The organism is Corynebacterium sp. 239_CJEI (assembly GCF_001055995.1).
GTDB classification, from domain to species: Bacteria; Actinomycetota; Actinomycetes; order Mycobacteriales; family Mycobacteriaceae; genus Corynebacterium; species Corynebacterium jeikeium_D.
This window is the reverse complement of record NZ_JVOW01000017.1, coordinates 26,926-46,451: the sequence shown is the minus strand read 5'-3', so window position 1 is coordinate 46,451 and position 19,526 is coordinate 26,926. Positions and strand designations below refer to the sequence as shown.

Annotated in this window: 17 protein-coding genes; 13 read left to right on the top strand and 4 right to left on the bottom strand. The window is 60.9% G+C overall.

Features of this window, described 5'->3' with window-relative positions; translation table 11 throughout:
* The first annotated feature begins 35 nt into the window (after positions 1-35).
* Entirely contained in the window at positions 36-959 is a 924-nt protein-coding gene (locus ADB08_RS05380; protein WP_065421654.1) for a TDT family transporter, read from the top strand.
* On the opposite strand, the gene ADB08_RS05375 is transcribed toward ADB08_RS05380, so the two are convergent.
* Complete coding sequence (locus tag ADB08_RS05375; protein ID WP_049171589.1) at positions 960-2,150, bottom strand: MFS transporter; 1,191 nt, start codon at positions 2,148-2,150, stop codon at positions 960-962.
* Entirely contained in the window at positions 2,150-2,875 is a 726-nt protein-coding gene (locus ADB08_RS05370) for an IclR family transcriptional regulator (protein ID WP_049171587.1), read from the bottom strand. The genes ADB08_RS05375 and ADB08_RS05370 overlap by 1 nt, the downstream gene beginning before the upstream one ends.
* 65 nt (positions 2,876-2,940) lie before the next feature.
* On the opposite strand from ADB08_RS05370, the gene leuC reads away from it, so the two are divergent.
* The 4 genes from leuC (at position 2,941) to ADB08_RS05350 (ending at position 8,941) form a co-directional block, all read left to right on the top strand.
* Positions 2,941-4,368, top strand: coding sequence for a 3-isopropylmalate dehydratase large subunit (gene leuC / locus ADB08_RS05365; protein ID WP_049171584.1), 1,428 nt, complete (start codon positions 2,941-2,943; stop codon positions 4,366-4,368).
* 62 nt (positions 4,369-4,430) lie between these two features.
* Positions 4,431-5,021 carry a 3-isopropylmalate dehydratase small subunit gene (leuD, locus tag ADB08_RS05360; RefSeq protein WP_048735441.1) on the top strand — a complete coding sequence of 197 codons (591 nt, stop codon included), beginning with the start codon at positions 4,431-4,433 and terminating at the stop codon, positions 5,019-5,021.
* 48 nt (positions 5,022-5,069) lie between these two features.
* The gene (locus ADB08_RS05355) at positions 5,070-6,470 is read left to right on the top strand and encodes a 3' terminal RNA ribose 2'-O-methyltransferase Hen1 (RefSeq protein WP_048735444.1); all 1,401 of its coding nucleotides are present in this window, start codon (positions 5,070-5,072) and stop codon (positions 6,468-6,470) included.
* A 2-nt stretch (positions 6,471-6,472) separates the two neighbouring features.
* Positions 6,473-8,941 (top strand): polynucleotide kinase-phosphatase, encoded by a 2,469-nt coding sequence (locus ADB08_RS05350; protein WP_049171581.1) that lies wholly within the window; start codon positions 6,473-6,475, stop codon positions 8,939-8,941.
* A gap of 3 nt (positions 8,942-8,944) precedes the next feature.
* Here the strand turns inward: ADB08_RS05350 and ADB08_RS05345 are convergent, their stop codons facing one another.
* Complete coding sequence (locus ADB08_RS05345) at positions 8,945-9,925, bottom strand: NUDIX hydrolase (RefSeq protein ID WP_172954645.1); 981 nt, start codon at positions 9,923-9,925, stop codon at positions 8,945-8,947.
* Positions 9,926-10,037: 112 nt separating this feature from the next.
* On the opposite strand from ADB08_RS05345, the gene ADB08_RS05340 reads away from it, so the two are divergent.
* Both ADB08_RS05340 and ADB08_RS05335 read left to right on the top strand, forming a co-directional pair.
* A complete protein-coding gene (locus ADB08_RS05340) occupies positions 10,038-11,036 on the top strand; it encodes an NAD(P)H-dependent glycerol-3-phosphate dehydrogenase (protein ID WP_049171574.1) in 999 nt (332 codons plus the stop codon).
* A 35-nt stretch (positions 11,037-11,071) separates the two neighbouring features.
* Positions 11,072-12,175 (top strand): D-alanine--D-alanine ligase family protein, encoded by a 1,104-nt coding sequence (locus ADB08_RS05335; RefSeq protein ID WP_049171570.1) that lies wholly within the window; start codon positions 11,072-11,074, stop codon positions 12,173-12,175.
* 10 nt (positions 12,176-12,185) lie between these two features.
* On the opposite strand, the gene ADB08_RS05330 is transcribed toward ADB08_RS05335, so the two are convergent.
* Complete coding sequence (locus ADB08_RS05330) at positions 12,186-13,166, bottom strand: DUF3515 domain-containing protein (protein WP_048735456.1); 981 nt, start codon at positions 13,164-13,166, stop codon at positions 12,186-12,188.
* A gap of 112 nt (positions 13,167-13,278) precedes the next feature.
* On the opposite strand from ADB08_RS05330, the gene ADB08_RS05325 reads away from it, so the two are divergent.
* The 6 genes from ADB08_RS05325 to rsmD are packed head-to-tail and all read left to right on the top strand — an operon-like array spanning position 13,279 to position 19,490.
* Positions 13,279-14,235: a thiamine-phosphate kinase gene (locus ADB08_RS05325; RefSeq protein ID WP_049171566.1), complete on the top strand. Its 957-nt coding sequence runs from the start codon at positions 13,279-13,281 to the stop codon at positions 14,233-14,235.
* A gap of 37 nt (positions 14,236-14,272) precedes the next feature.
* A complete protein-coding gene (locus ADB08_RS05320) occupies positions 14,273-14,938 on the top strand; it encodes a uracil-DNA glycosylase (protein ID WP_048735462.1) in 666 nt (221 codons plus the stop codon).
* A gap of 6 nt (positions 14,939-14,944) precedes the next feature.
* Positions 14,945-16,471, top strand: a complete 1,527-nt coding sequence (locus tag ADB08_RS05315) for a DAK2 domain-containing protein (RefSeq protein ID WP_049171563.1) — start codon at positions 14,945-14,947, stop codon at positions 16,469-16,471.
* 4 nt (positions 16,472-16,475) lie between these two features.
* A complete protein-coding gene (locus ADB08_RS05310; RefSeq protein WP_049171560.1) occupies positions 16,476-18,626 on the top strand; it encodes an ATP-dependent DNA helicase RecG in 2,151 nt (716 codons plus the stop codon).
* A 24-nt stretch (positions 18,627-18,650) separates the two neighbouring features.
* Positions 18,651-18,923, top strand: coding sequence for an acetyl-CoA carboxylase biotin carboxyl carrier protein subunit (locus ADB08_RS05305; protein WP_049171558.1), 273 nt, complete (start codon positions 18,651-18,653; stop codon positions 18,921-18,923).
* Positions 18,924-19,490 (top strand): 16S rRNA (guanine(966)-N(2))-methyltransferase RsmD, encoded by a 567-nt coding sequence (gene rsmD / locus ADB08_RS05300; protein ID WP_048735471.1) that lies wholly within the window; start codon positions 18,924-18,926, stop codon positions 19,488-19,490.
* Positions 19,491-19,526 lie beyond the last annotated feature (36 nt).

The window sequence follows — 19,526 nt, the reverse complement described above, 5'->3', positions numbered from 1 at the left end:
GCGGTGACTGCAGCAAGAACAAATACGGTATGGGCATGACCAACTCTCCTTGCAGTGATGTGCTTGCGCCCGCCGGGCCTGCGTGGGCAGGATCGCTGATGGGCACCTCCATCTTCGCCACGCTTACGCACATTCATGATGTGCCGGTGGTTCCGGAACTGCTTCTCGTCGTGGCAGGTGGCATTCTCGGTTTCATAGTGGTCGGTTGGCTGCGCCTTCGAAACCCGCCTTTCCACTCGAAGCTGATGGCGCCGTGGGGCATGCTCTCGATGGGCATCATGGCTCTCGGTAGTGCTGCGACTGCGCTAGCTAGTAACTCATCGTGGCAGCTGATGTCCTGGTGGATCGGTGCGCCGCTGGCAATCTACGTCAGCCTTCGCCAACTGCGAGGATTCGAAGGCGAACCAACTTTTCAGTGGGGCCTCGCGCTAGTCGCCCCGATGGTGGCGGCGACAAGTGGCGCACAGCTGAGCGTTGACTACGGCACGTTCTATCACGTCTGCGCACAAATACTCTTTTGGATGGCGCTGATTACGGTTCTGCCGGTTTTCGTACGCTGCTACGTCGCGCTGTTCTCTGGCGCCATGCGCATCCCCGATTCCATCGCCGGTACTGCCTGGATTCCGCTCGGGCTGGTCGGTCAGTCCACGGCCGCTGCGCAGCTGCTTTTCAACCGAACCTCCGCTGTCGCTTACGGCACCGCTGTGCTCATTGTCGGTGTCTTCCTCGCCGCCATCGCTTTACGACGATTCACCCGCGCCGTAATCAGTTGGGCCGGATACAGCCCTGGTTGGTGGGGTGCAACCTTCCCCGTGGGCACTCTGAGTCTTGGTACGCACAGCCTGGGTGACATTACCGGCGTGCAGTGGCTATACGTGGCCAGCGCTGGGCTGCTGTGTTTGCTGGCTGTGCACTGGTGCGCGTGCGTGGCTCGATTTGTTTGGTGGGCGCGGAGCTAGCTAGTCAAGCTCGACCCGCACCCGCCCGTTGCGGTTCTGGTCTTCTCGTGGCGCAATACCCAGCGCGGCGGCGGGGAACAGAGCCGTGACGGCAAACAGCGCGGGGAAGCCCGCAGCGGCCACAATCGCACCCGAAACCGGAGGCGTTGCAGCGTAGATAATGCTCTGGAACGTGTTCTGCGTACCCATAGCGCGTCCGGACCAGAAGGGGCCTGCGTATTCAGCAACTGCGGTGAAGGCGAGTCCATTCGGGCTGACCACAGCAACGGCCAGTGCGCAGACCAGCAAAGTTCCAAGCGTGCGCCAATCAGCCCAGCTGGCAATCATCATTGCGACAGCCAAAACAAAGGTCGCACCCGAGACCCAGCGGTAGGGGCGGATGCGAGATCGCACTCGGTCAGAGACCACACCCATCAGTGCTCGCGATCCGGCACCGAGCAGCTGCGAGACCATCACAATTGTGCCCGCCGTGCCATCGGAGTACCCCACAGACAGCAACCACACCAGAATGTAGGCACCCATCATCGACTGCGGCCAGGACAGCAGCGCCGAGGCGATGTGGATGCGCACGAGGTACTTGCCGTCCCGGTAGGGGCTGGCCGTGACGGTGGGGTTCGAGGCATCAGGGCGAGGGGGATTCTTCACGCCTATCAGTACAAGCAACGCCAGCACGGCGCACAGGATTGCGGGCATCGCGAGTGCGACTCCGATGCTGTAATTCTGCGCGAGAGGGTGCAGGGTTACCGCTGATAGTGCAGCGCCGAGGGGCTGAGCCATTTGGCGAATGCCCATCGCAGTGCCGCGCTGATGCGGTGGGTACCAGCCCGACACCACGCGGCCGGATGCCGAATTCACGCTCGCCGCCGCACACCCGGCGAGAAAGAGCGTGGCCCCGAGCAGAGCCGGGCTTGACGACGAAGCTAGCGCCGCAAGCCCCGTCGTTAAGGCAGTAGAGGTCAGGCCGGCGAACAGAGCTGCGCGTTCGCCATAGCGGTCGACAAACCAGCCCCAGGCGATGAGCGTGAAGACAATACCGGCCGCCGGCATTGCTGCGACGAGGCCGGCGGCGGAGAGGCTTAAGCCGTTTTCCTGTAGGGATGGGATGAGAAAAGGCACACCCATGTGAACGACGGACGAACCGACCGCCGCGAACATGGACAGAAGAAGGACAAGGTGACGGTAAGCGGGCATTACAGTCGGGAGCTCATCTCTTCAGCGGCGCCGAGAACCTTTGCGCCCCAGCATTCGTAGGGCGACGGAGTCATGCGCTCCACGGGGCCGGAGACGGATAGGACTGCAATCATGCGCTGGTTGCTGTCGAAAACCGGGGCGGAGACGGAGGCAAGTGCGGGGTCGCGCTCACCCATGGACTCGGACCAGCCGAGACGTCGGCAGTCGTCGAGGTCCTGTTGGTTGAAGTCGGCGTCGGGAAGCATTCGCTCAGCGAGGTTGGCCGGGCCAAAGGCCAGGAGAACACGTGCGGCGGAGCCGGCGGTTAGCGGCATGCGAGAGCCAACTGGCACGGTGTTGCGCAGTCCGGTGGCGGGCTCCATGGAGGCAATACAGGTGCGGGTATCGCCGGTGAGACGGTAGAGCTGCACGGACTCTCCGGTTACCTCTACTAGCTTCGGCAGGATGTGCGCTGCGGCGTCGGCAAGCAGGTCGGTTGTGACAGGCGTGATCTCGGTGAGGCCGGGGCCCGTCGTCCAGCGGCCGTCCGGAGTGCGGGTGACAAGGCGGTGTACTTCCAACGCCGTGGCCAGCCGATGGGCGGTGGCGCGGGGCAGGCCGGTGTCGTCACAGAGCTCGGCGAGGGTGCGTGGAGTTTCTGCAACAGACTTGAGAATGAGTACCGAACGGTCGAGAACCTTAATGCCACTTAGAGCTGGCGTCTCGGATGTGCTAATCTGTCCCATGCCATGATATTAACATCTCATTCCTTGAGATAAAAGAGATATATCCGGAAGGCGGCTCACCCACTATGCGCACCACGGACACCAGCCCGAAGACTCTGGCCGAGAAAGTCTGGCGTGACCACGTAGTCAAGCAAGGCGACAACGGCGAACCAGATTTGATTTATATCGATCTGCACCTCGTCCACGAGGTTACCTCGCCACAGGCTTTTGATGGCCTCCGTCTGGCAGGGCGCAAGGTGCGCCGCCCGGATTTGACCATCGCAACCGAGGACCACAACGTTCCGACTACTGTCGCCGGCGGCAAAATCAATCTGATTGAGGAACCGACCTCTCGTACCCAGATTGCCACACTGCGCAAGAACGCCGAGGAGTTCGGTATCCGCCTGCATCCGATGGGCGACCGCGAACAGGGTATCGTGCACGTCGTCGGCCCACAGCTGGGCCTGACTCAGCCGGGCACCACCGTCGTCTGTGGTGACTCGCATACCGCAACCCACGGTGCTTTCGGTGCTATGGCCTTCGGTATCGGTACCTCGGAGGTTGAGCACGTTCTGGCTACCCAGACCCTGCCGCTGAAGCCTTTCAAGACCATGGCGGTCAACGTCACCGGCGAACTGCAGGATGGTGTTACCGCCAAGGATTTGATTCTGGCGATTATCGCCAAGATTGGCACCGGCGGTGGTCAGGGCCACGTTATTGAGTACCGCGGCGAGGCCATCGAGAAGCTGTCGATGGAAGCCCGCATGACCATTTGCAACATGTCCATCGAAGCCGGTGCCCGTGCCGGCATGATTGCTCCGGACGAGACCACCTTCGAATACCTGAAGGACCGCCCGCACGCGCCGCAGGGCGAGCAGTGGGACGAGGCAGTCGAATACTGGAAGTCCCTGGTTACTGACGAGGACGCGAAGTTCGACAAGGTCGTCGAAATCGACGGTTCCGCGCTGACCCCATTCGTTACCTGGGGTACTAACCCTGGCCAGGGCGTGCCGCTGGGGGAGACCGTGCCAGATCCGGAGTTCATCGCTGAGGACTCCGACCGCATCGCGGCCGAACGCGCACTGGAGTACATGGATCTGAAGCCGGGCACCCCGATGCGCGACGTCAAGGTCGACGTGGTCTTCGTAGGTTCCTGCACCAACGGCCGCATCGAGGACATGCGCGCCGTCGCCGACGTGCTGAAGGACCGCAAGGTTGCCGACGGCGTCCAGATGCTCATCGTGCCGGGCTCCGCAAAGGTCCGTGCGCAGGCTGAGGAAGAGGGACTGGGCAAGATCTTCGAAGAGGCAGGCGCTGAATGGCGTATGCCGGGCTGCTCCATGTGCCTGGGCATGAACCCGGATCAGCTGACCCCCGGCCAGCGTTGCGCTTCGACCTCCAACCGTAACTTCGAGGGCCGTCAGGGCAAGGGTGGTCGTACCCACCTGGTCAGCCCGGCTGTCGCCGCAGCCACTGCCGTCGCCGGTCACTTCGCAGCACCGGCTGATCTCTAACTGACTCTCACTGCCGATCTTTGTACAACAGACCCAAGCAGAACTTCTAAGGACCTTTCACCATGGAAAAGTTTGATACACACACCGGCGTCGGCGTTCCCCTGCAGCGGTCCAACGTCGACACTGACCAGATCATTCCGGCTGTCTACCTAAAGCGCGTCACCCGCACCGGATTCGAGGATGGCCTGTTCAGCAACTGGCGCAACAACGAGTCCGACTTCGTGCTCAACCGTCCGGAATACGCAAAGGGCTCCGTCCTCGTAGCAGGGCCGGACTTCGGTACCGGTTCTTCCCGCGAGCACGCCGTGTGGGCCCTGATGGACTACGGTTTCCGCGTCGTCATCTCCTCCCGCTTCGCCGATATCTTCCGTGGCAATGCCGGCAAGGCGGGGCTGCTCGCCGCACAGATGCAGCAGTCCGATGTCGAGCTGCTGTGGAAGCTGCTGGAAGCTAACCCCGGCATGGAGCTCACCGTCAACCTGGAGACCCGCACCGTCGAGGCAGGTGAGCAGGTCTTCCCGTTCGAGGTGGACGACTACACCCGCTGGCGTCTGATGGAAGGGCTTGACGACGTCTCCCTGACTCTGCGCAACGAAGCGGACATTGTGACCTACGAGGAGAGTCGTCCGGCCCACAAGCCGAAGACGCTGTAGGTCAAAAAATGCTCTAGTCCAATCCGCGGTAGGCGTTAGACTTGCCGTATGTATCTGGCAATCACTAAACACTCTCGGCTCGGTGAATCTTCGCCTGCTGAATCGGCACGCGATTTGGGATTTATTTTGCGAAAGCATCCCGATCGCGTGCATGAGTCCGAGTTAAAGTTCGGTGTTGCCAGAGTCTTTTTCCCCACGGCTACCGATGCCGAATGCACGGCAGTTCTCTGGGTTGATATTGACCGCGACGAGCTGCTGAAACTCAAGCAGTACCGCGCTGATACGTTCAATCTGACCGGCTACATCAATGACCGGCAATGGGCCGCGTCATCGATTATGACAGTGGCGCTGAAGTCCGTCTTCTCCACAGCGATGGTCATGGAGAAGCCCTCGCCTTACGACGAAGTGCCAAGCGACCTCACCGCGACGGTCGCCGCGGTACCCGGCACCGAGGAAGAGATTCGCGCTCTGTTCGAGCCGCTGGGGTGGAACGTTGCCTGCGATTTTTCGAACAATGTTGCCGGGCAGAAGTTCTCACCGACGGTAACGCTTTCGGGTAGAGCAACCGTCCGCGATTTGCTCAATCACCTGTATATTCTGCTTCCTGTCCTCGACGGTGGGAAACACTATTGGGTCGATGACCGGGAAATCGACAAGCTCGCCGCGCGTGCGCAGGACTGGCTACCGGAGCACCCACAGCGGGAGAGAATCCTGGGGCGCTACCTTGCGGATCAAAAAGGCCTGGTCAACGAGGCCGTCGTGAAGCTTGCTGGGGAAGCCGGGGAAGCCGGTGCAATCGAACTGTTCAGCGGTGACCAGCCAGCCAACCCACTAAATCGACAGCGTCAAGAGCGGGTCCTGCGTGAGGTATTTAGCCTGCGCCCGCGCAGCGTTGTGGACATCGGCTGTGGTTCCGGCGTGTTGCTGGGGCCGATGCTGGAGAATCCGCGAATCGCGCAGATCGTTGGTACCGATGTTTCTGTGGGGGAGCTTCGTAAGGCGCACAAGGCGCTGAACCTAGATCGTATGCCGGAGCGCCAAGCCGCGCGGGTTGAGCTTTTCCAATCCTCGGTTACCTATGCCGATGAGCGCATCGCGAACATGGACGTGGCGATCCTGATGGAGGTCATCGAGCATGTTGATGCCGACCGACTGCCCGCGTTGGAGAACAACGTCTTTGGAGCAGCCCGGCCACAGTACGTCATCGTCACCACGCCGAACAGCGACTATAACGCGTGCTATCCAAACCTAGCGCCCGGGCAGTTCCGACACCTGGATCACCGTTTCGAGTTTAGTCGCGTGGAGTTTCGACAGTGGGCGAAGGGCGTGGCTGAGAAGTTCGGTTATCTGGTGGACTTCGACGGTATTGGGGACGTGCACGAAACCTATGGACAACCGACAGAAATGGCGGTCTTTTCCTACGACTTCACCGGAGCAGAGGAGAGCTAATTATGAGTACCATCTCACTTCCTAACCTCAGCTTGGTCATGCTGGTCGGTGTCTCCGGTGCTGGAAAGTCGACCTTTGCGGCACGACACTTTGGTCCATTTGAGGTCGTTTCCTCGGATACCTGTCGCGGCATTGTTTCCAACGATCCGAATGACCAGGCGGCGACGGCGCCTGCTTTTGAGCTGCTGGAGACGATCGTCGGCAAGCGGCTGGAAGCAGGCTTACTCACCGTGGTCGATGCGACGAATGTGAAACCGCAGGACCGCGCCCGGCTCGTGAAGCTGGCGCGCAGACACCATGCGCTCAGTGCTGCTATCGTTTTGAATCTTCCGTTGGCGGAGGTGAAGGAGCGGCACAGGCAGCGCACTGACCGCAACTTCGGAGTAGAGGTGTTGGAGCGCCAGCACCGTGACCTGCGCCGAGGGCTCAAGCACCTGAAGCGCGAGAAGATTCACAACGTTTTCATCTTGAATTCCGCGGAGGAAATCGACAACGTCACCATTGAACGTGTGCCGCTGAAGGTCGATCGCAGCGATCTCCACGGCCCTTTCGACATCATCGGCGATGTCCACGGTTGCTTCGACGAGCTGACCGCACTGCTGGAGAAGCTCGGCTACGAGCTCTCGGCGGATGGCAGCAATGCTCATCACCCAGATGGCCGCAAGACCATTTTCGTTGGTGACCTCGTTGACCGCGGCCCCAATAGCCCAGCCGTCTTGAAGCTGGTCATGGGGATGGTCTCGGACGGCAATGCTCTCTGCGTGCCCGGAAACCACGACTCTAAGTTGGTGCGCGCCCTCGACGGCCACAACGTCACCACGGGCCACGGGCTGGCCGAAACGCTCACTCAGCTCGCCGACGAAAGTGAGGAATTCCGGAAGGACGTCCGCGACTTCATCGACCACTTGCCGGTGCACTACGTGCTGGATGACGGCGCCCTGGTCGTAGCCCACGCGGGACTGCCTGAGCACCTCCATGGCAGGGCCTCCGGCAAGGTCCGCGAGTTCGCGCTCTACGGTGCGACTACTGGCAAGCGTGATGAAAATGGCCTGCCAGAACGTTTGGATTGGGCAGCGGACTACCGCGGTTCCGCCCGTGTGGTCTATGGCCACATGGAAGCGGACCGTCTGCGCTGGGTCAATAACACCATGTGCATCGACACTGGTTGCGTGTTTGGCGGCAAGCTCTCTGCGCTGCGCTATCCCGAGCTAGAGACTGTGCAGGTTGATGCAAAGCACACCTGGTGGGAGGCCCCATCCCGCAAGACCACCAATCGCACGGAGTCCGAGCTGCGCATCACTGACGTGTTGGATGTCGATGGTATCCAGACTGGGCGCCATGGCCGCATCCGCATTGATAGTGACCGCGCGGCTGCAGCGCTGGAAACAATTAGTCGTTTTACGCTCGCGCCGGAGAAAATTCCGTACCTGCCACCGACAATGTCACCGGCGCCGACCTCGCAGCGAGAGGGATTCCTGGAACACCCGGAGGAGGCATTCCGCTACTACGCAGCGCACACTGACCAGGTCATTTGTCAGGAGAAGCACATGGGTTCCCGAGCTGTGCTCTGCCTGATCCGGCCAGGGGCAAAGACCCGTTTCGGTGCTAGCACCTACGCATATACCCGTACCGGACGCGCCTTCTTCGAAGGTAAGAATCCAGCACTCGACGAAATGACCAAGGCCGCAGAGCGCGCCGGGCTTTTCGATCAATTCGGCGACTGGGTCCTGCTCGACGGTGAAATGTTGCCTTGGAATCTCAAGGCACAAGGGCTTATCGACGACATCTATGCACCCACCGCTGCCGCCGGTATTGGTGCTGCCAGACAGCTCGCGGTCGCTCTGCAGGCGGCAACCGATAGGGGAGTAGAGGTCGGCGGTCCCGCTCCAGAACAGACTCTGGACGAACTCGAGAAGTTCCGCGCTGCTTACAACCGCTATGTCGACAGCGACAACAAGATTCAGTTCGCACCCTTCCAAGTGCTGGCAAGTGAGGATGCCACCTGGCACCACAAGCCGCACTCATGGCACTTGGATATCGCGAACCAGCTGGTAGCAGCTGACAGTGAGATCTACCAGCAGACGCGCTGCTTCGTCCTCGACCCCAGTGACCCGGAACAGGTAGAGGCCGCATCGCAGTGGTGGTTGCAGCTGACAGAGTCGGGCGGGGAGGGGGCCGTCGTCAAGCCAATGGAAAACGCGGCAGTGGACCGCCAGGTGCAGCCCGGTATGAAGGTGCGGGGGCGGGAGTATCTGCGCATGATTTATGGGCATGACTACCTGCACCCGCAGCGTCAAGAGCAGTTGAAGCGGCGAAATCTGCAGCACAAGCAGTCATCGGCGCTGCGCGAGTATGCCCTCGGCATTGAGTCGCTGGAACGTCTAGCGGCGGGCGAGCCTCTGCATCGAATCCACGTCCCTGTCTTCGGCGTGTTGGCGCTGGAGTCAGAGCCGATGGATCCGAGGTTGTAGGGGCTACTTCACCGGCAGCGCCGAGGCGTAGTAATCAGCCGTGGTCATCACACCGTCGTTGAAGCCCAGCACCCAGGCAGAGCCCTTCTTGCACAGGATTTCCTCGTCGAATGGCAGGGTGCCCTCAGCGGACCAGGCGGCAAGTAGGTCTGGGATGGTGATGCCCTGAGAGCAGATCACGCTGACTCCGCCGAGCGCGACAATGTCCTCGAAGGCCTTCTTGGACTCCACCTGGTTGGCAATCCAGTGCTCGTCGCCAAGCCGTTCGTCGACTGTGACCTGCATGCCCAGCTCTGCGGCGAGTGGCGCGACGGTGTCCTGGCAACGCACGGGCTCGGCGGAGTAGATCCGCTCGGGGCGGAAGCCTTCCAGGGCAGAGACGAGCAGTTCCGCTTGACGACGTCCCTTCTTATCCAGTGGTCGCAGTGCATCATTGCCGTTCCAGTTGGTGCGACGGTGCGCACGCCCATGGCGAACCAGAATGAGACGGGTGTCCGGTTCCTTGTTCATGCGCTTGCGGGCCTTGACCAGCACGTCGCGGTCGAGGTCGTAGGACAGCAGCTCCTCGGCTTCGTCCCAGGAGACCCAACGAAGCTCGTTGACCTCGGAGTTCTGTTCGAATTCGCCGTCTAGAACCTCAGCGGTCCAGTACCAGACCAGCTTCGTGCGTCCGGCGACAGGGTAAGAGACGTTGCCGACGAGCTTGCCCAGACGGACGCGGTAACCGGTCTCTTCCCAGATTTCGCGGACGGCGGTGGCAATGAGGTTCTCGCCGGCGTCGAGCTTGCCTTTCGGCAGCGACCAGTCGTCGTAGGAGGGACGGTGAATCACGCAGATTTCAGGGTTGTGGACATCGCCGCGCCATAGAACCGCGCCGGCCGCGAAGGTCGGCTTGGTGACATCCTGACCTGGCTTCGTTGGAATCTGGCGCAGGCGACCGGTCACGGAGGTATCGCCCTTGAGGTCCTTGTCCTCTTCGTGCATCATCGTGAATTCCCTTTCAATCCTTTGTCGCCGACCTAGTTTAGTATCGCAGTGTGAGAACGTCTCGCTAGACTTGTTGGAGATTAGAGACTAACGGAGGAAGGTCGCGGCGATGGTGCAGGTTTCAGTGATGGGTGCGGGCTCGTGGGGCACGACGCTCGCCAAGGTTTTTGCTGATGCGGGCAATCCTGTACGGCTGTGGTCGCGACGTGCGGAGCAGGCACAGCGTATTGAGATCAGCCGCGAAAACCACGACTACCTGCCTGGTCTGGGGCTGCCGCGCAACATCGAAGCCACCTCGGATGCAGAGGCCGCGCTGAAGGGCGCGGATGTGGTGGTGCTGGGCGTGCCCTCGCAGACTCTGCGTGACAACCTCAAGGTCTGGAAGGACTTCATCGGGCCGGAGACGATTCTGCTCAGCCTGGCCAAGGGTGTGGAGCGCGAGACACATCTGCGCATGAGTGAGGTCATTGCGGAGGTCACAGACCTGCCAGCAGAGCGTATTGCGGTGCTGTCCGGCCCGAACCTCGCCCGCGAAGTTGCGATGGAGCAGCCAGCGGCAACGGTGATTGCTTGCGCCGATGAGAACAACGCCAAGATGATTCAGGCGGCAGTTGCCACTAATTACTTCCGCCCGTACACCAACACCGATGTGATCGGCTGCGAAATCGGCGGTGCCTGCAAGAACGTCATTGCGTTGGCCTGCGGTATGGCCGCTGGTCAAGGATTGGGTGAGAACACGCTGGCAACCATTATCACCCGTGGCTTGGCGGAAATCACGCGTCTGGGCGACGCGGTTGGTGCAGAAGATAAGACTTTCGCGGGATTGGCGGGCCTCGGTGACTTGGTGGCCACTTGTTCCTCGCCGCTGTCGCGTAACCGTACCTTCGGCGATCGTCTCGGTCGCGGTGACACGATGGAGCAGGCGCAGCACGCTACGCGCGGTCAGGTGGCTGAGGGTGTGATTTCTTCAATCTCGGTCCGTGACCTCGCTCGTCGCAATGGCGTGGAAATGCCAATTACTGAGGCCGTTTACGCCGTCTGCCACGAAGGCGCGAAGGTCGATGAGACAATTCGCAAGCTGATGGGGCGCAGCCGCAAGTCGGAGTAACCACTTAAACGAGGTCGGGGCTAAACTTAGTCACCATGACTTCGTCGAATAGCTCGTCTGCAGATCGCATTTCCGTCGCCGTCATCTACGGCGGCGCAAGCCCTGAACACAGTGTTTCCTGTGTCTCGGCCGGCGCAATTATGGATCACCTGGATGAAGACCGCTTCCGAGTGGTTCCCATTGGTATTACCAAGGATGGTGTCTGGACCGTCGGCACGCGTGAGACGGATACGCTGCGCACGCAGGGGCGTACGATGCCTGAGGTCATCCCGGGCGAGGAGGTTGCGCTGAGCACCTCGCCGTCACGCCGCGGTGAATTCCGCTTCGTCACCGGTGATCGCGCCGGCGAGGTTTTCGACACCGTCGACGTTATCTTCCCGGTCCTCCACGGTCCGCACGGCGAGGACGGCACGATTCAGGGGCTCTTTGAGCTTTCCGGCATTGCTTATGTCGGCCCGGGCGTGCTCGCTTCCGCTGCGGGAATGGATAAGGAACGCACGAAGAATCTCTTGCAGGCAGCGGGGCTTCCTATTGGCAAGCAGGTTGTTTTGCATGTCGGCGAGTCGCTTTCCGACGAGGACAAGGAGACCCTTGGCCTGCCGGTGTTCGTTAAACCTGCCCGTGGTGGATCGTCGATTGGTATCTCCCGCGTCGATGATTGGGCGAATCTGGATGCGGCGGTAGAGCTGGCCCGAGAGCACGACTGGAAGGTCATTGTAGAGGCCGGTGTAGACGGCGCCGAAGTGGAGATTGGTGTGCTGCAGCGCGCTGACGGCAGCCTGCAGGTATCAGTTCCGTCGTTGCTGCGTGGCACGGAGGACTCTGACGAGGGCTTCTACGGTTTTGAGACCAAGTACTTGGATGATGTCGTCTCGGCGCAGATCCCGGCTGAGCTGCCGGAGGATGTTTTGAAGGCACTGGACACGGATGCTCGTCGGGCGTTCAGGGCACTGGGCTCTGATGGGCTGACTCGCGTGGACTTCTTTGTCACGGATAATGGCCCGATTATCAATGAGGTCAACACCATGCCGGGCTTTACCCCGATTTCGATGTACCCGCAGATGTTTGCGGCTTCCGGTGTTGCCTACGAGGAGCTGCTCAGCGCCCTGATTGAGCGGGCGCTAGTAGCTCGTCGATAGAAGTTGGTTCTTACTTTTCTTCGCTCGGCGAGATGTTCTCCAGGTTGTCCGCGATGACCGAGGAGAGCACCGGCATCAGTGAGCTGGCCTCCGACATCGGCATTTCAACGGCGACGAAGCGCTCCCGGCCCATGGCGTACCAGGTGGCGGAGGTACCGGAGGAAAGCGTTGGTTCGTTGAACCAGACAATGTCGCCAACCTGCGTCAGCTGCTGCGTGGTGGTGCTATAGCCAGCCGGCTCGTCGACACCACAGCGCAGCACCACCGGATCGGCTGGGGTGCCGCCCCAAATGACCATGTCCTTCGGCATGTCAGCCGGCATTTCCTCTGTGCTCAGACGGTGACGGTTGCCAAGCTCGCGGGGGAGGGCAGCCTCCAAGCCGCTGCAGCGCCTATCAGCTTCCGGAGCTGCCAGTTCTACCAGTGGGACGCCGCCGCGCTCCGGCTTGTTCTTGTACGCGGAGTCCGGGCGCAGCGCCTCGGCGAGGTCACTCAGGGCATCCTCCGCCTCTGCATTTCCTTCGGCGGTAATTGCAACAACCGGTTCGCGCCCGACGGTGAACCAAGTCGCCAAAGACTCGTCGGTACTGTCGACAACACGCAGCCACGAAATGCCCTTGACCTCTTCGGTCTTAGCCAGTTCGTTGTACTGGCTAGGTACGTTCGCGCCACAGCGCAGCGTGATGCGGTCTTGTTCCAAGTTTCGGTACACAGCGGCACCTTCTGGAGCTGGCTCTGCAATGTCGGCGCGAACCAGACCTGCGGCGCGATCTGGCAGTCGGTCGAGCAGTTCCGCACACTCGGGCGAGTCATTGGCGGGGAGCTCCGGGTTGGAAATCGCGACTGGCTTTGTCGCCTGATTATCCTGGTAAATCTTTGCGGCAAAAATGATGCCGAGGATAGAGATAATGGCGATAGCGAGTGCGATGCCCGCGCGTGTCCGGCTACCCTTGGACTGAACTGTTTCTCCCGATGGGGGTGCGTCTACCATGGGCCTGATTCTACGTTGTCCGGTACCAACTCCAATTGGTTGGGGGGCAATACCGAGACGGGTTCCGCTATTAACGGTTAACCATCGACTATTAGGAATGTGACTCGACACTGTGACTGAATTGACCATTGGCGATATTGGCGAGTTTGGGGTCATTGAGGCCATCCGGGCTATCGCCCCGTCGGCACGCAATGGCGACGATGCCGCCGTCTTGACACAGACAACCCCCAACGCCCGTTTTGTCACTTCCACCGACATGTTGGTGGAAGGGCGCCATTTCCGCCTGGACTGGTCGACACCTCAGCAAGTTGGAGCTAAGGCCGCAGTACAGAACTTCGCCGATATCGAATCGATGGGTGCGCGTCCAACGGCCATGCTTTTCGCCATCTCAGCACCGTTGCATACTCCGGTGAGTGTGGTCACCGGTATCGCCGAGGGGTTGTGGCAGGAAGGCAAGCAATGTCCGGCGGAGCTCGTCGGTGGTGACATGGTCAGCGGAGATTCTCTGGTGATTTCCATCAGTGCGATGGGCGAACTCGGTGGGCTTGGGCGGCCGCTGCTGCGCTCAGCGGCACGCGCGGGGGATACGGTGATTGCGTCGGGACGCATCGGCTACTCTGCTGCGGGCCTTGCGCTGCTGCAGCACTGCGGAAGCCCGGCAAAGGTTCCGAGTGAGTTTGCGCAGCTGGTGGCAGCACACTGTACGCCCGAATTTGAATATCGCAGGGGTGCCACGGCGCGAGCCACAGGTGTGCGTTCACTGACGGACAATTCCGATGGACTGGTGGTGGATCTCCGCGCTATTGCGCAGGCCTCCAGGGTTACTTTGGAAGTTGACAGCAGTGCTATTGCGCCCGATGAGTTGCAGATTGCCGCTGGTGAATACCTGGGCATCGACCCGTGGGAGTGGGTGCTCACCGGAGGGGAGGACCATACACTGATCGGTTCGACGCCGGGGGAGCCTCCGACGGGGTTCCGCGCTATCGGTACGGTGTCGAAGGAAAAGTTCGATTCGGTGCTTATCGACGGCAAACCTCCTGCCCGCGATGCCGGTTGGGTTTCCTTTTAAGAGTTCGAAGAGGTTTTGAGAAGAAAGGCTGCATGACATGGATCCGTTGCCGGTCGAAGAAGGGTGGCAGAAGGCGCTGGAGCCAGTGGCCGATGACATCCACCGGATGGGGCAGTTCCTGCGCGAGGAGAACGCGGCCGGCTACGGTTACCTGCCCGCGGGCACCGATGTGCTGCGCGCCTTTACTTATCCATTCGATGAGGTCAAGGTGCTCATTATCGGTCAGGACCCGTACCCGACCCCGGGGCATGCGATGGGGCTTAGCTTCTCGGTCCAGCCGGATGTGAAGCCGGTACCGCGGTCGTTGGCGAATATTTTTAAGGAGTACTCCTCCGACCTGGGGCTCCCGACTCCCTCCAACGGTGACCTCACTCCGTGGAGTAGGCAGGGCGTGGCCCTGTTCAACCGTGTACTGACCGTGCGCCCGGGTGCTGCTGCCTCGCACCGCGGTAAGGGCTGGGAGGCAATCACGGAGCATGCCATCAAAGCATTGGTCGCCCGTGATCAGCCTCTCGTGGCCATTCTGTGGGGACGCGACGCGCAGAGTTTGCAGCGTTGGCTCCCCGGCGTGGACTGCATCTGTTCGCCGCACCCGTCACCGCTGTCGGCATCCCGTGGGTTCTTCGGGTCGCGTCCGTTCAGCCGGGCCAATGAGTCGCTGATTCGTCAGGGAGCTACCCCTATCGACTGGACGCTAGAATAGGAATTCATGTCTTTGCAGATTGGTTCTGCCGCCATTGTCGGCTGGGTTGCCCGGGGGATTGACGCGCTTCAATCCCGCCGCGATGAGATCAACAGTCTCAATGTCTTCCCAGTACCGGATTCCGATACCGGGTCGAATATGCTCGCGACGTTGAGTTCGGCCTATGAGGAAGCGCAAAAGGCTGACGCTTCCGATGTTCGCGCAGTCACCGCGGCCCTAGCTGCCGGTGCAGTGCGCGGCGCCCGCGGTAATTCGGGCACTGTGCTCTCGCAGGTTTTTCGCGCGGTGGCTGAGGCTGCCTCCGGTAGTGGCATTGGCGTTGAGTCGGTACAACACTCGCTAAAGCTAGCTGTGCAACATGTTTCCCAAGCGATTGCCAATCCGGTGGAGGGCACGATTCTGACAGTCCTGCGGCACGCCGCGATTGCCGCGGAGGAATTTGAGGGCGACTCGATTGAGGAGCTCGCCGACACGATCGCGGATGCCGCTCGCGATGCGCTGGCGAAAACCCCCAGCCAGCTCCCGGCACTGCAGCAGGCGGGCGTGGTCGACGCCGGCGGCGCGGGGTTGGTCATTCTGCTCGACGCGCTTGCCGACGAAGTCAGCGGCCGCGCAGCCGCACCGGTCGATTTGCATGTCGACGCGCCACACGTAGCCACCGTTGAGATGGAGGTCATGTACCTGATTTCCTTGGCGGATACCCAGGCGGTGGAAGCGCTGCGAGAGCGGTTGAACCCGCTGGGCAATTCGCTCATCATCGCAGGTGATGCTGGTAATGCGGAGACCGCGCAGTACATGGTGCATATCCACACAGTGGAGCCGGGCGCGGTTATCGAGGCAGCACTTGACTTCGGTCGTCCGGAACGCATCCGTATCGAGGTGCTCGATGAGCCGGAGACAACACCTGACTCCACTCGCATCCTCATTGCGGTAGTGCCGGATGGTCCGCTGAATGATCTCATCACCTCCTCTGGGGCGATTGCTATCAGCCCGACCCCCGCTCCGACTCCCACATCCACTCCCACAGATCGCGCAGCCATCGCCGACCAGGAGTTCGCTGACAATGTGGTCACCAAGGCACTGACTGCCATGAGGGGCGCGGACGAGGTTATCCTGCTGCCAAATGGGCTGGTCAGCGACCAGGAATTGGCGGATATCGAATTCGCTGCTGCTGCGGCTAATCCGACTCTCGCGGTAGTGTCCACAGTCTCCATTCCGGCTGGCCTTGCTGCCTTGGCCGTGCATTCGGCTGAGCTGCCGCTGGCGGTTGCTGCGTATGCGATGGGAGAGGCTGCCAATGGCACGCGAACGGCTGTAGTCGCTGCGGACGTCGATAAGCCCCTGACTGACGCGCTCACAGAGACCATCTCAGACCTGTTGGCTGGCGGCGGGGAACTAGTGACTCTGCTGCTCGGGCGCGGAGCTGAGGGCGTGGACATAGCGCAAGTGCGGGCGCGGCTGGACAAGCCTGTGGAGGTCGTAGCCTATGATGCGACCGGCATCGATGAGCTGGTGCAGGTAGGAATCGAGTAGCGCGATGCTCGGATGGCTCGGCTCGGATTATGCGCGCACGCCCCTGAATATCGTGGTGGGGCCAAAGACTGCAAAGAAGCTGCATACGGCTTTTGGTATGGAGACCGTCTCGGATGCGCTGACGAATTTCCCGAAGCGCTACGTGGCGCAGGGTAAGAGCTTAGATGTGTCATTTTCCGACATTGGCGACACCATCACCACAGTCGTGGAGGTGCACAGCATTTCGCCAGCGCCCGCCTTCGCCGACCGACGCAAGCCACTGAAAATCTATGTCAGCGACGGCGTGCGCATTCTTCCGGCCGCGATTTTCGGTGCCGAATGGCTGCGCAATATGCTGCACCCCGGTGTGCGTCTACTCATTGTTGGCACGCTCAGCGAGTTCCGCAATGAGCTACAGCTGAAAAATGTTGATTGCATGGTGCTTAAAGCCGATGGTTCGGTAGGCGCAGCCACTGGCAAGCTGGCCACACTGACGAAGACAGCCAAGGGGATTGCGGAGATGCAGCGGCTGCTCACGCGCCCCTATCTGCCCATTTACCGTGGCCGTAAAGGAGTAGCGGGTATTCACCTGGCTCTGTACATGCAGCGCATCCTCGAATGGTTACCGCTGCAGCCAGACCCATTGCCCGCCACGCCGGAGGGACTTACCGATTTCGACTCCGCACTGCGTGGCGCACACTTTCCCTCCATCGCGGGCCCCGACATCGCGCTTGCCCGACTGAAGTACGACGAAGCGCTTGAGCTCCAGCTCGCCGTTGGTGCACGCAAGCGTACTCAAGCGAGTCTCACCGCTCCGGCCTGCATGGAAGTCGCCGGGGGACTTCGCGACGAGCTACGCCGGGGGTTGCCGTTTTCGCTTACCGACGGTCAGGTCGCGGTCGCAGCCGATATCGCGCAGGATATAGCGAGGTCTAACCCGATGAACCGCCTGCTAGCAGGTGAAGTCGGCTCGGGTAAGACCGTGGTGGCCCTACTGGGAATGCTGCAAGCAGTCGATTCCAGCAGGCAGTGCGCGATGCTGGCGCCGACGGAAGTCCTGGCCCAACAGCACTACCGATCGCTGACAGCGATGCTGGAGCAAGCCGGAGTAGCAGTGACTGTACGACTGTTGACGGGATCGATGTCGACGAAGGAGCGCCGGGCAACCCTGTTGGAGGCAGTCAACGGGGAGGCTGACATTGTCGTCGGCACGCATGCCCTGCTCAGTGAGGGCGTGGAGTTCTTCGATCTCGGGCTGGTGGTCGTCGATGAGCAGCACCGCTTTGGTGTGCGCCAGCGCGATCAGCTGCGAAGCAGGGGACGGGGTGGAATGACACCGCATCTGTTGGTGATGTCGGCAACCCCGATTCCGCGCACGGTAGCGATGACCATTTTTGGCGACCTCGCAGTTTCGCAGTTGACGGAATTGCCACGGGGACGTCAGGAAATCCAATCCTTTGTCGTACCGACGCTGGAGAAACCCCGCTGGGAGGCACGAACCTGGGAGCGCATTGGGGAAGAAGTGGCCAAGGGCAACCGCGCCTTCATTGTCTGTCCCCGCATTACCCGCGATGAGGAACAGTTCCTCGACGAGTCCGTGGAGGCGGTGTTCGACCGAGCGAGGAAAAAACTGCCCGGTGTACGTATCAGTCAGTTGCACGGCAATATGGCACCGGAGGACAAAGACCGCGTGATGCAGGCCTTTGCCACAGGACAGCTGGATGTGCTGGTGTCCACCACAGTTATCGAAGTCGGCGTGGATGTACCAGAGGCCACGATCATGATGATTCGCCGCGCCGAGAGCTACGGTATCTCGCAGATTCACCAGCTGCGCGGTCGTGTCGGCCGTGGTGACCGTGGTGGCCTGTGCTTCCTATGTACACACACGCATTCGCAGACACCGGAGCGCACCCGGCTGGACCGCATTGCCGCCACCACCGACGGCATTCAACTGGCGGAGCTGGACCTGGCCACGCGTAGTTTCGGCGATCTGCTCGGCGATGACCAATCGGGACTGGCAACCGGCCTCGGCCTGGTGGACCTCACCACCGACGGCGAAATCATCGAGCGCACCCGACATGATGCCATGGCTCTTCTCGATGTTGATGAGAGGCTTGTGGGAGAGCTTATCTCCGATATCGATGAAGAGCAGTCGAACTACTTGGACCGCTCCTAGTAAGACCAAAGTAGACTGTTGGGCATGGTAGATGTCTGTGCACCTTTTGCAGGAGTAGTCCGCTGGGAGGTCGCCGAGAAAGACTCGGTGACGACCGGTCAGGTTATTGCGGTCGTGGAGGCCGTCAAGCTAGAAGCGCCGGTTTTAGCGCCCTGCCCGGGCACGGTCGCGGAGGTGGCGGCAGATCAATTTGTGGATGTCGAAGGCGGTCAGCTGCTGGCAAGAATCACGCCAGCAACTCACAGCGCCACGGCACAGCACAACGGCAACGAGAACACATCGCACGAAGGGAAGTAGATGACCCGCATTATTGCAGGTGAGGCACGCGGTCGTAGGCTAGTCGCGCCTAAGGGAGAGACCACTCGGCCAACTAGTGACCGCGCGAAGGAAGCCATCTTTTCCTCCTGGTCAACACGCTTTGGGCTAGAGGGAACTCGCGTTCTCGACCTGTTTGCTGGCTCGGGCGCGCTCGGTTTGGAAGCGGCTTCTCGCGGCGCGCGTTCCGTCGTGTTGGTGGAAAACGATCCGAACGCCATTGCCGCTATTGAAAAGAACATTCGCACCGTGGGGCATCCTGATGTGGCCGTGTCTCCGATGAAAGTGTCGTCGTACCTTGCGGGCGCGCCGGGCGAGCCTTTTGACCGCGTTATTGCGGATCCGCCCTATGAGCTGGCGGGGGAGGCCGTTACAGAGATGCTGGAGGCGCTGCGCAGTTTCCTCGCGCCGGGCGCGGTCGTGACTGTGGAGCGTCACCGCGATGACGAGGAGACGCAGTGGCCCGAGGGCTACGAACAGCTCCAGCAGAAGCTGAAGCGTCGCATTCACGGTTTGGCGCGCTTCGACACCGCTATCTACAACGCTTAACGTTCTTCTTTACGCTTTACGACGGCCAAAGGTGGT

Bases quoted from the DNA above. Each gene is read 5' to 3' on its own strand.
- ADB08_RS05340 (WP_049171574.1), top strand. From the start codon at position 10,038: ATGGTGCAGGTTTCAGTGATGGGTGCGGGCTCGTGGGGCACGACGCTC.
- leuC (WP_049171584.1), top strand. From the start codon at position 2,941: ATGCGCACCACGGACACCAGCCCGAAGACTCTGGCCGAGAAAGTCTGG.
- ADB08_RS05355 (WP_048735444.1), top strand. From the start codon at position 5,070: ATGTATCTGGCAATCACTAAACACTCTCGGCTCGGTGAATCTTCGCCT.
- ADB08_RS05345 (WP_172954645.1), bottom strand. From the start codon at position 9,925: ATGCACGAAGAGGACAAGGACCTCAAGGGCGATACCTCCGTGACCGGT.
- ADB08_RS05380 (WP_065421654.1), top strand. From the start codon at position 36: ATGACCAACTCTCCTTGCAGTGATGTGCTTGCGCCCGCCGGGCCTGCG.
- ADB08_RS05350 (WP_049171581.1), top strand. From the start codon at position 6,473: ATGAGTACCATCTCACTTCCTAACCTCAGCTTGGTCATGCTGGTCGGT.
- ADB08_RS05315 (WP_049171563.1), top strand. From the start codon at position 14,945: ATGTCTTTGCAGATTGGTTCTGCCGCCATTGTCGGCTGGGTTGCCCGG.
- ADB08_RS05305 (WP_049171558.1), top strand. From the start codon at position 18,651: ATGGTAGATGTCTGTGCACCTTTTGCAGGAGTAGTCCGCTGGGAGGTC.
- ADB08_RS05370 (WP_049171587.1), bottom strand. From the start codon at position 2,875: ATGGGACAGATTAGCACATCCGAGACGCCAGCTCTAAGTGGCATTAAG.
- ADB08_RS05375 (WP_049171589.1), bottom strand. From the start codon at position 2,150: ATGCCCGCTTACCGTCACCTTGTCCTTCTTCTGTCCATGTTCGCGGCG.
- ADB08_RS05330 (WP_048735456.1), bottom strand. From the start codon at position 13,166: ATGGTAGACGCACCCCCATCGGGAGAAACAGTTCAGTCCAAGGGTAGC.
- ADB08_RS05335 (WP_049171570.1), top strand. From the start codon at position 11,072: ATGACTTCGTCGAATAGCTCGTCTGCAGATCGCATTTCCGTCGCCGTC.
- ADB08_RS05310 (WP_049171560.1), top strand. From the start codon at position 16,476: ATGCTCGGATGGCTCGGCTCGGATTATGCGCGCACGCCCCTGAATATC.
- ADB08_RS05320 (WP_048735462.1), top strand. From the start codon at position 14,273: ATGGATCCGTTGCCGGTCGAAGAAGGGTGGCAGAAGGCGCTGGAGCCA.
- rsmD (WP_048735471.1), top strand. From the start codon at position 18,924: ATGACCCGCATTATTGCAGGTGAGGCACGCGGTCGTAGGCTAGTCGCG.
- leuD (WP_048735441.1), top strand. From the start codon at position 4,431: ATGGAAAAGTTTGATACACACACCGGCGTCGGCGTTCCCCTGCAGCGG.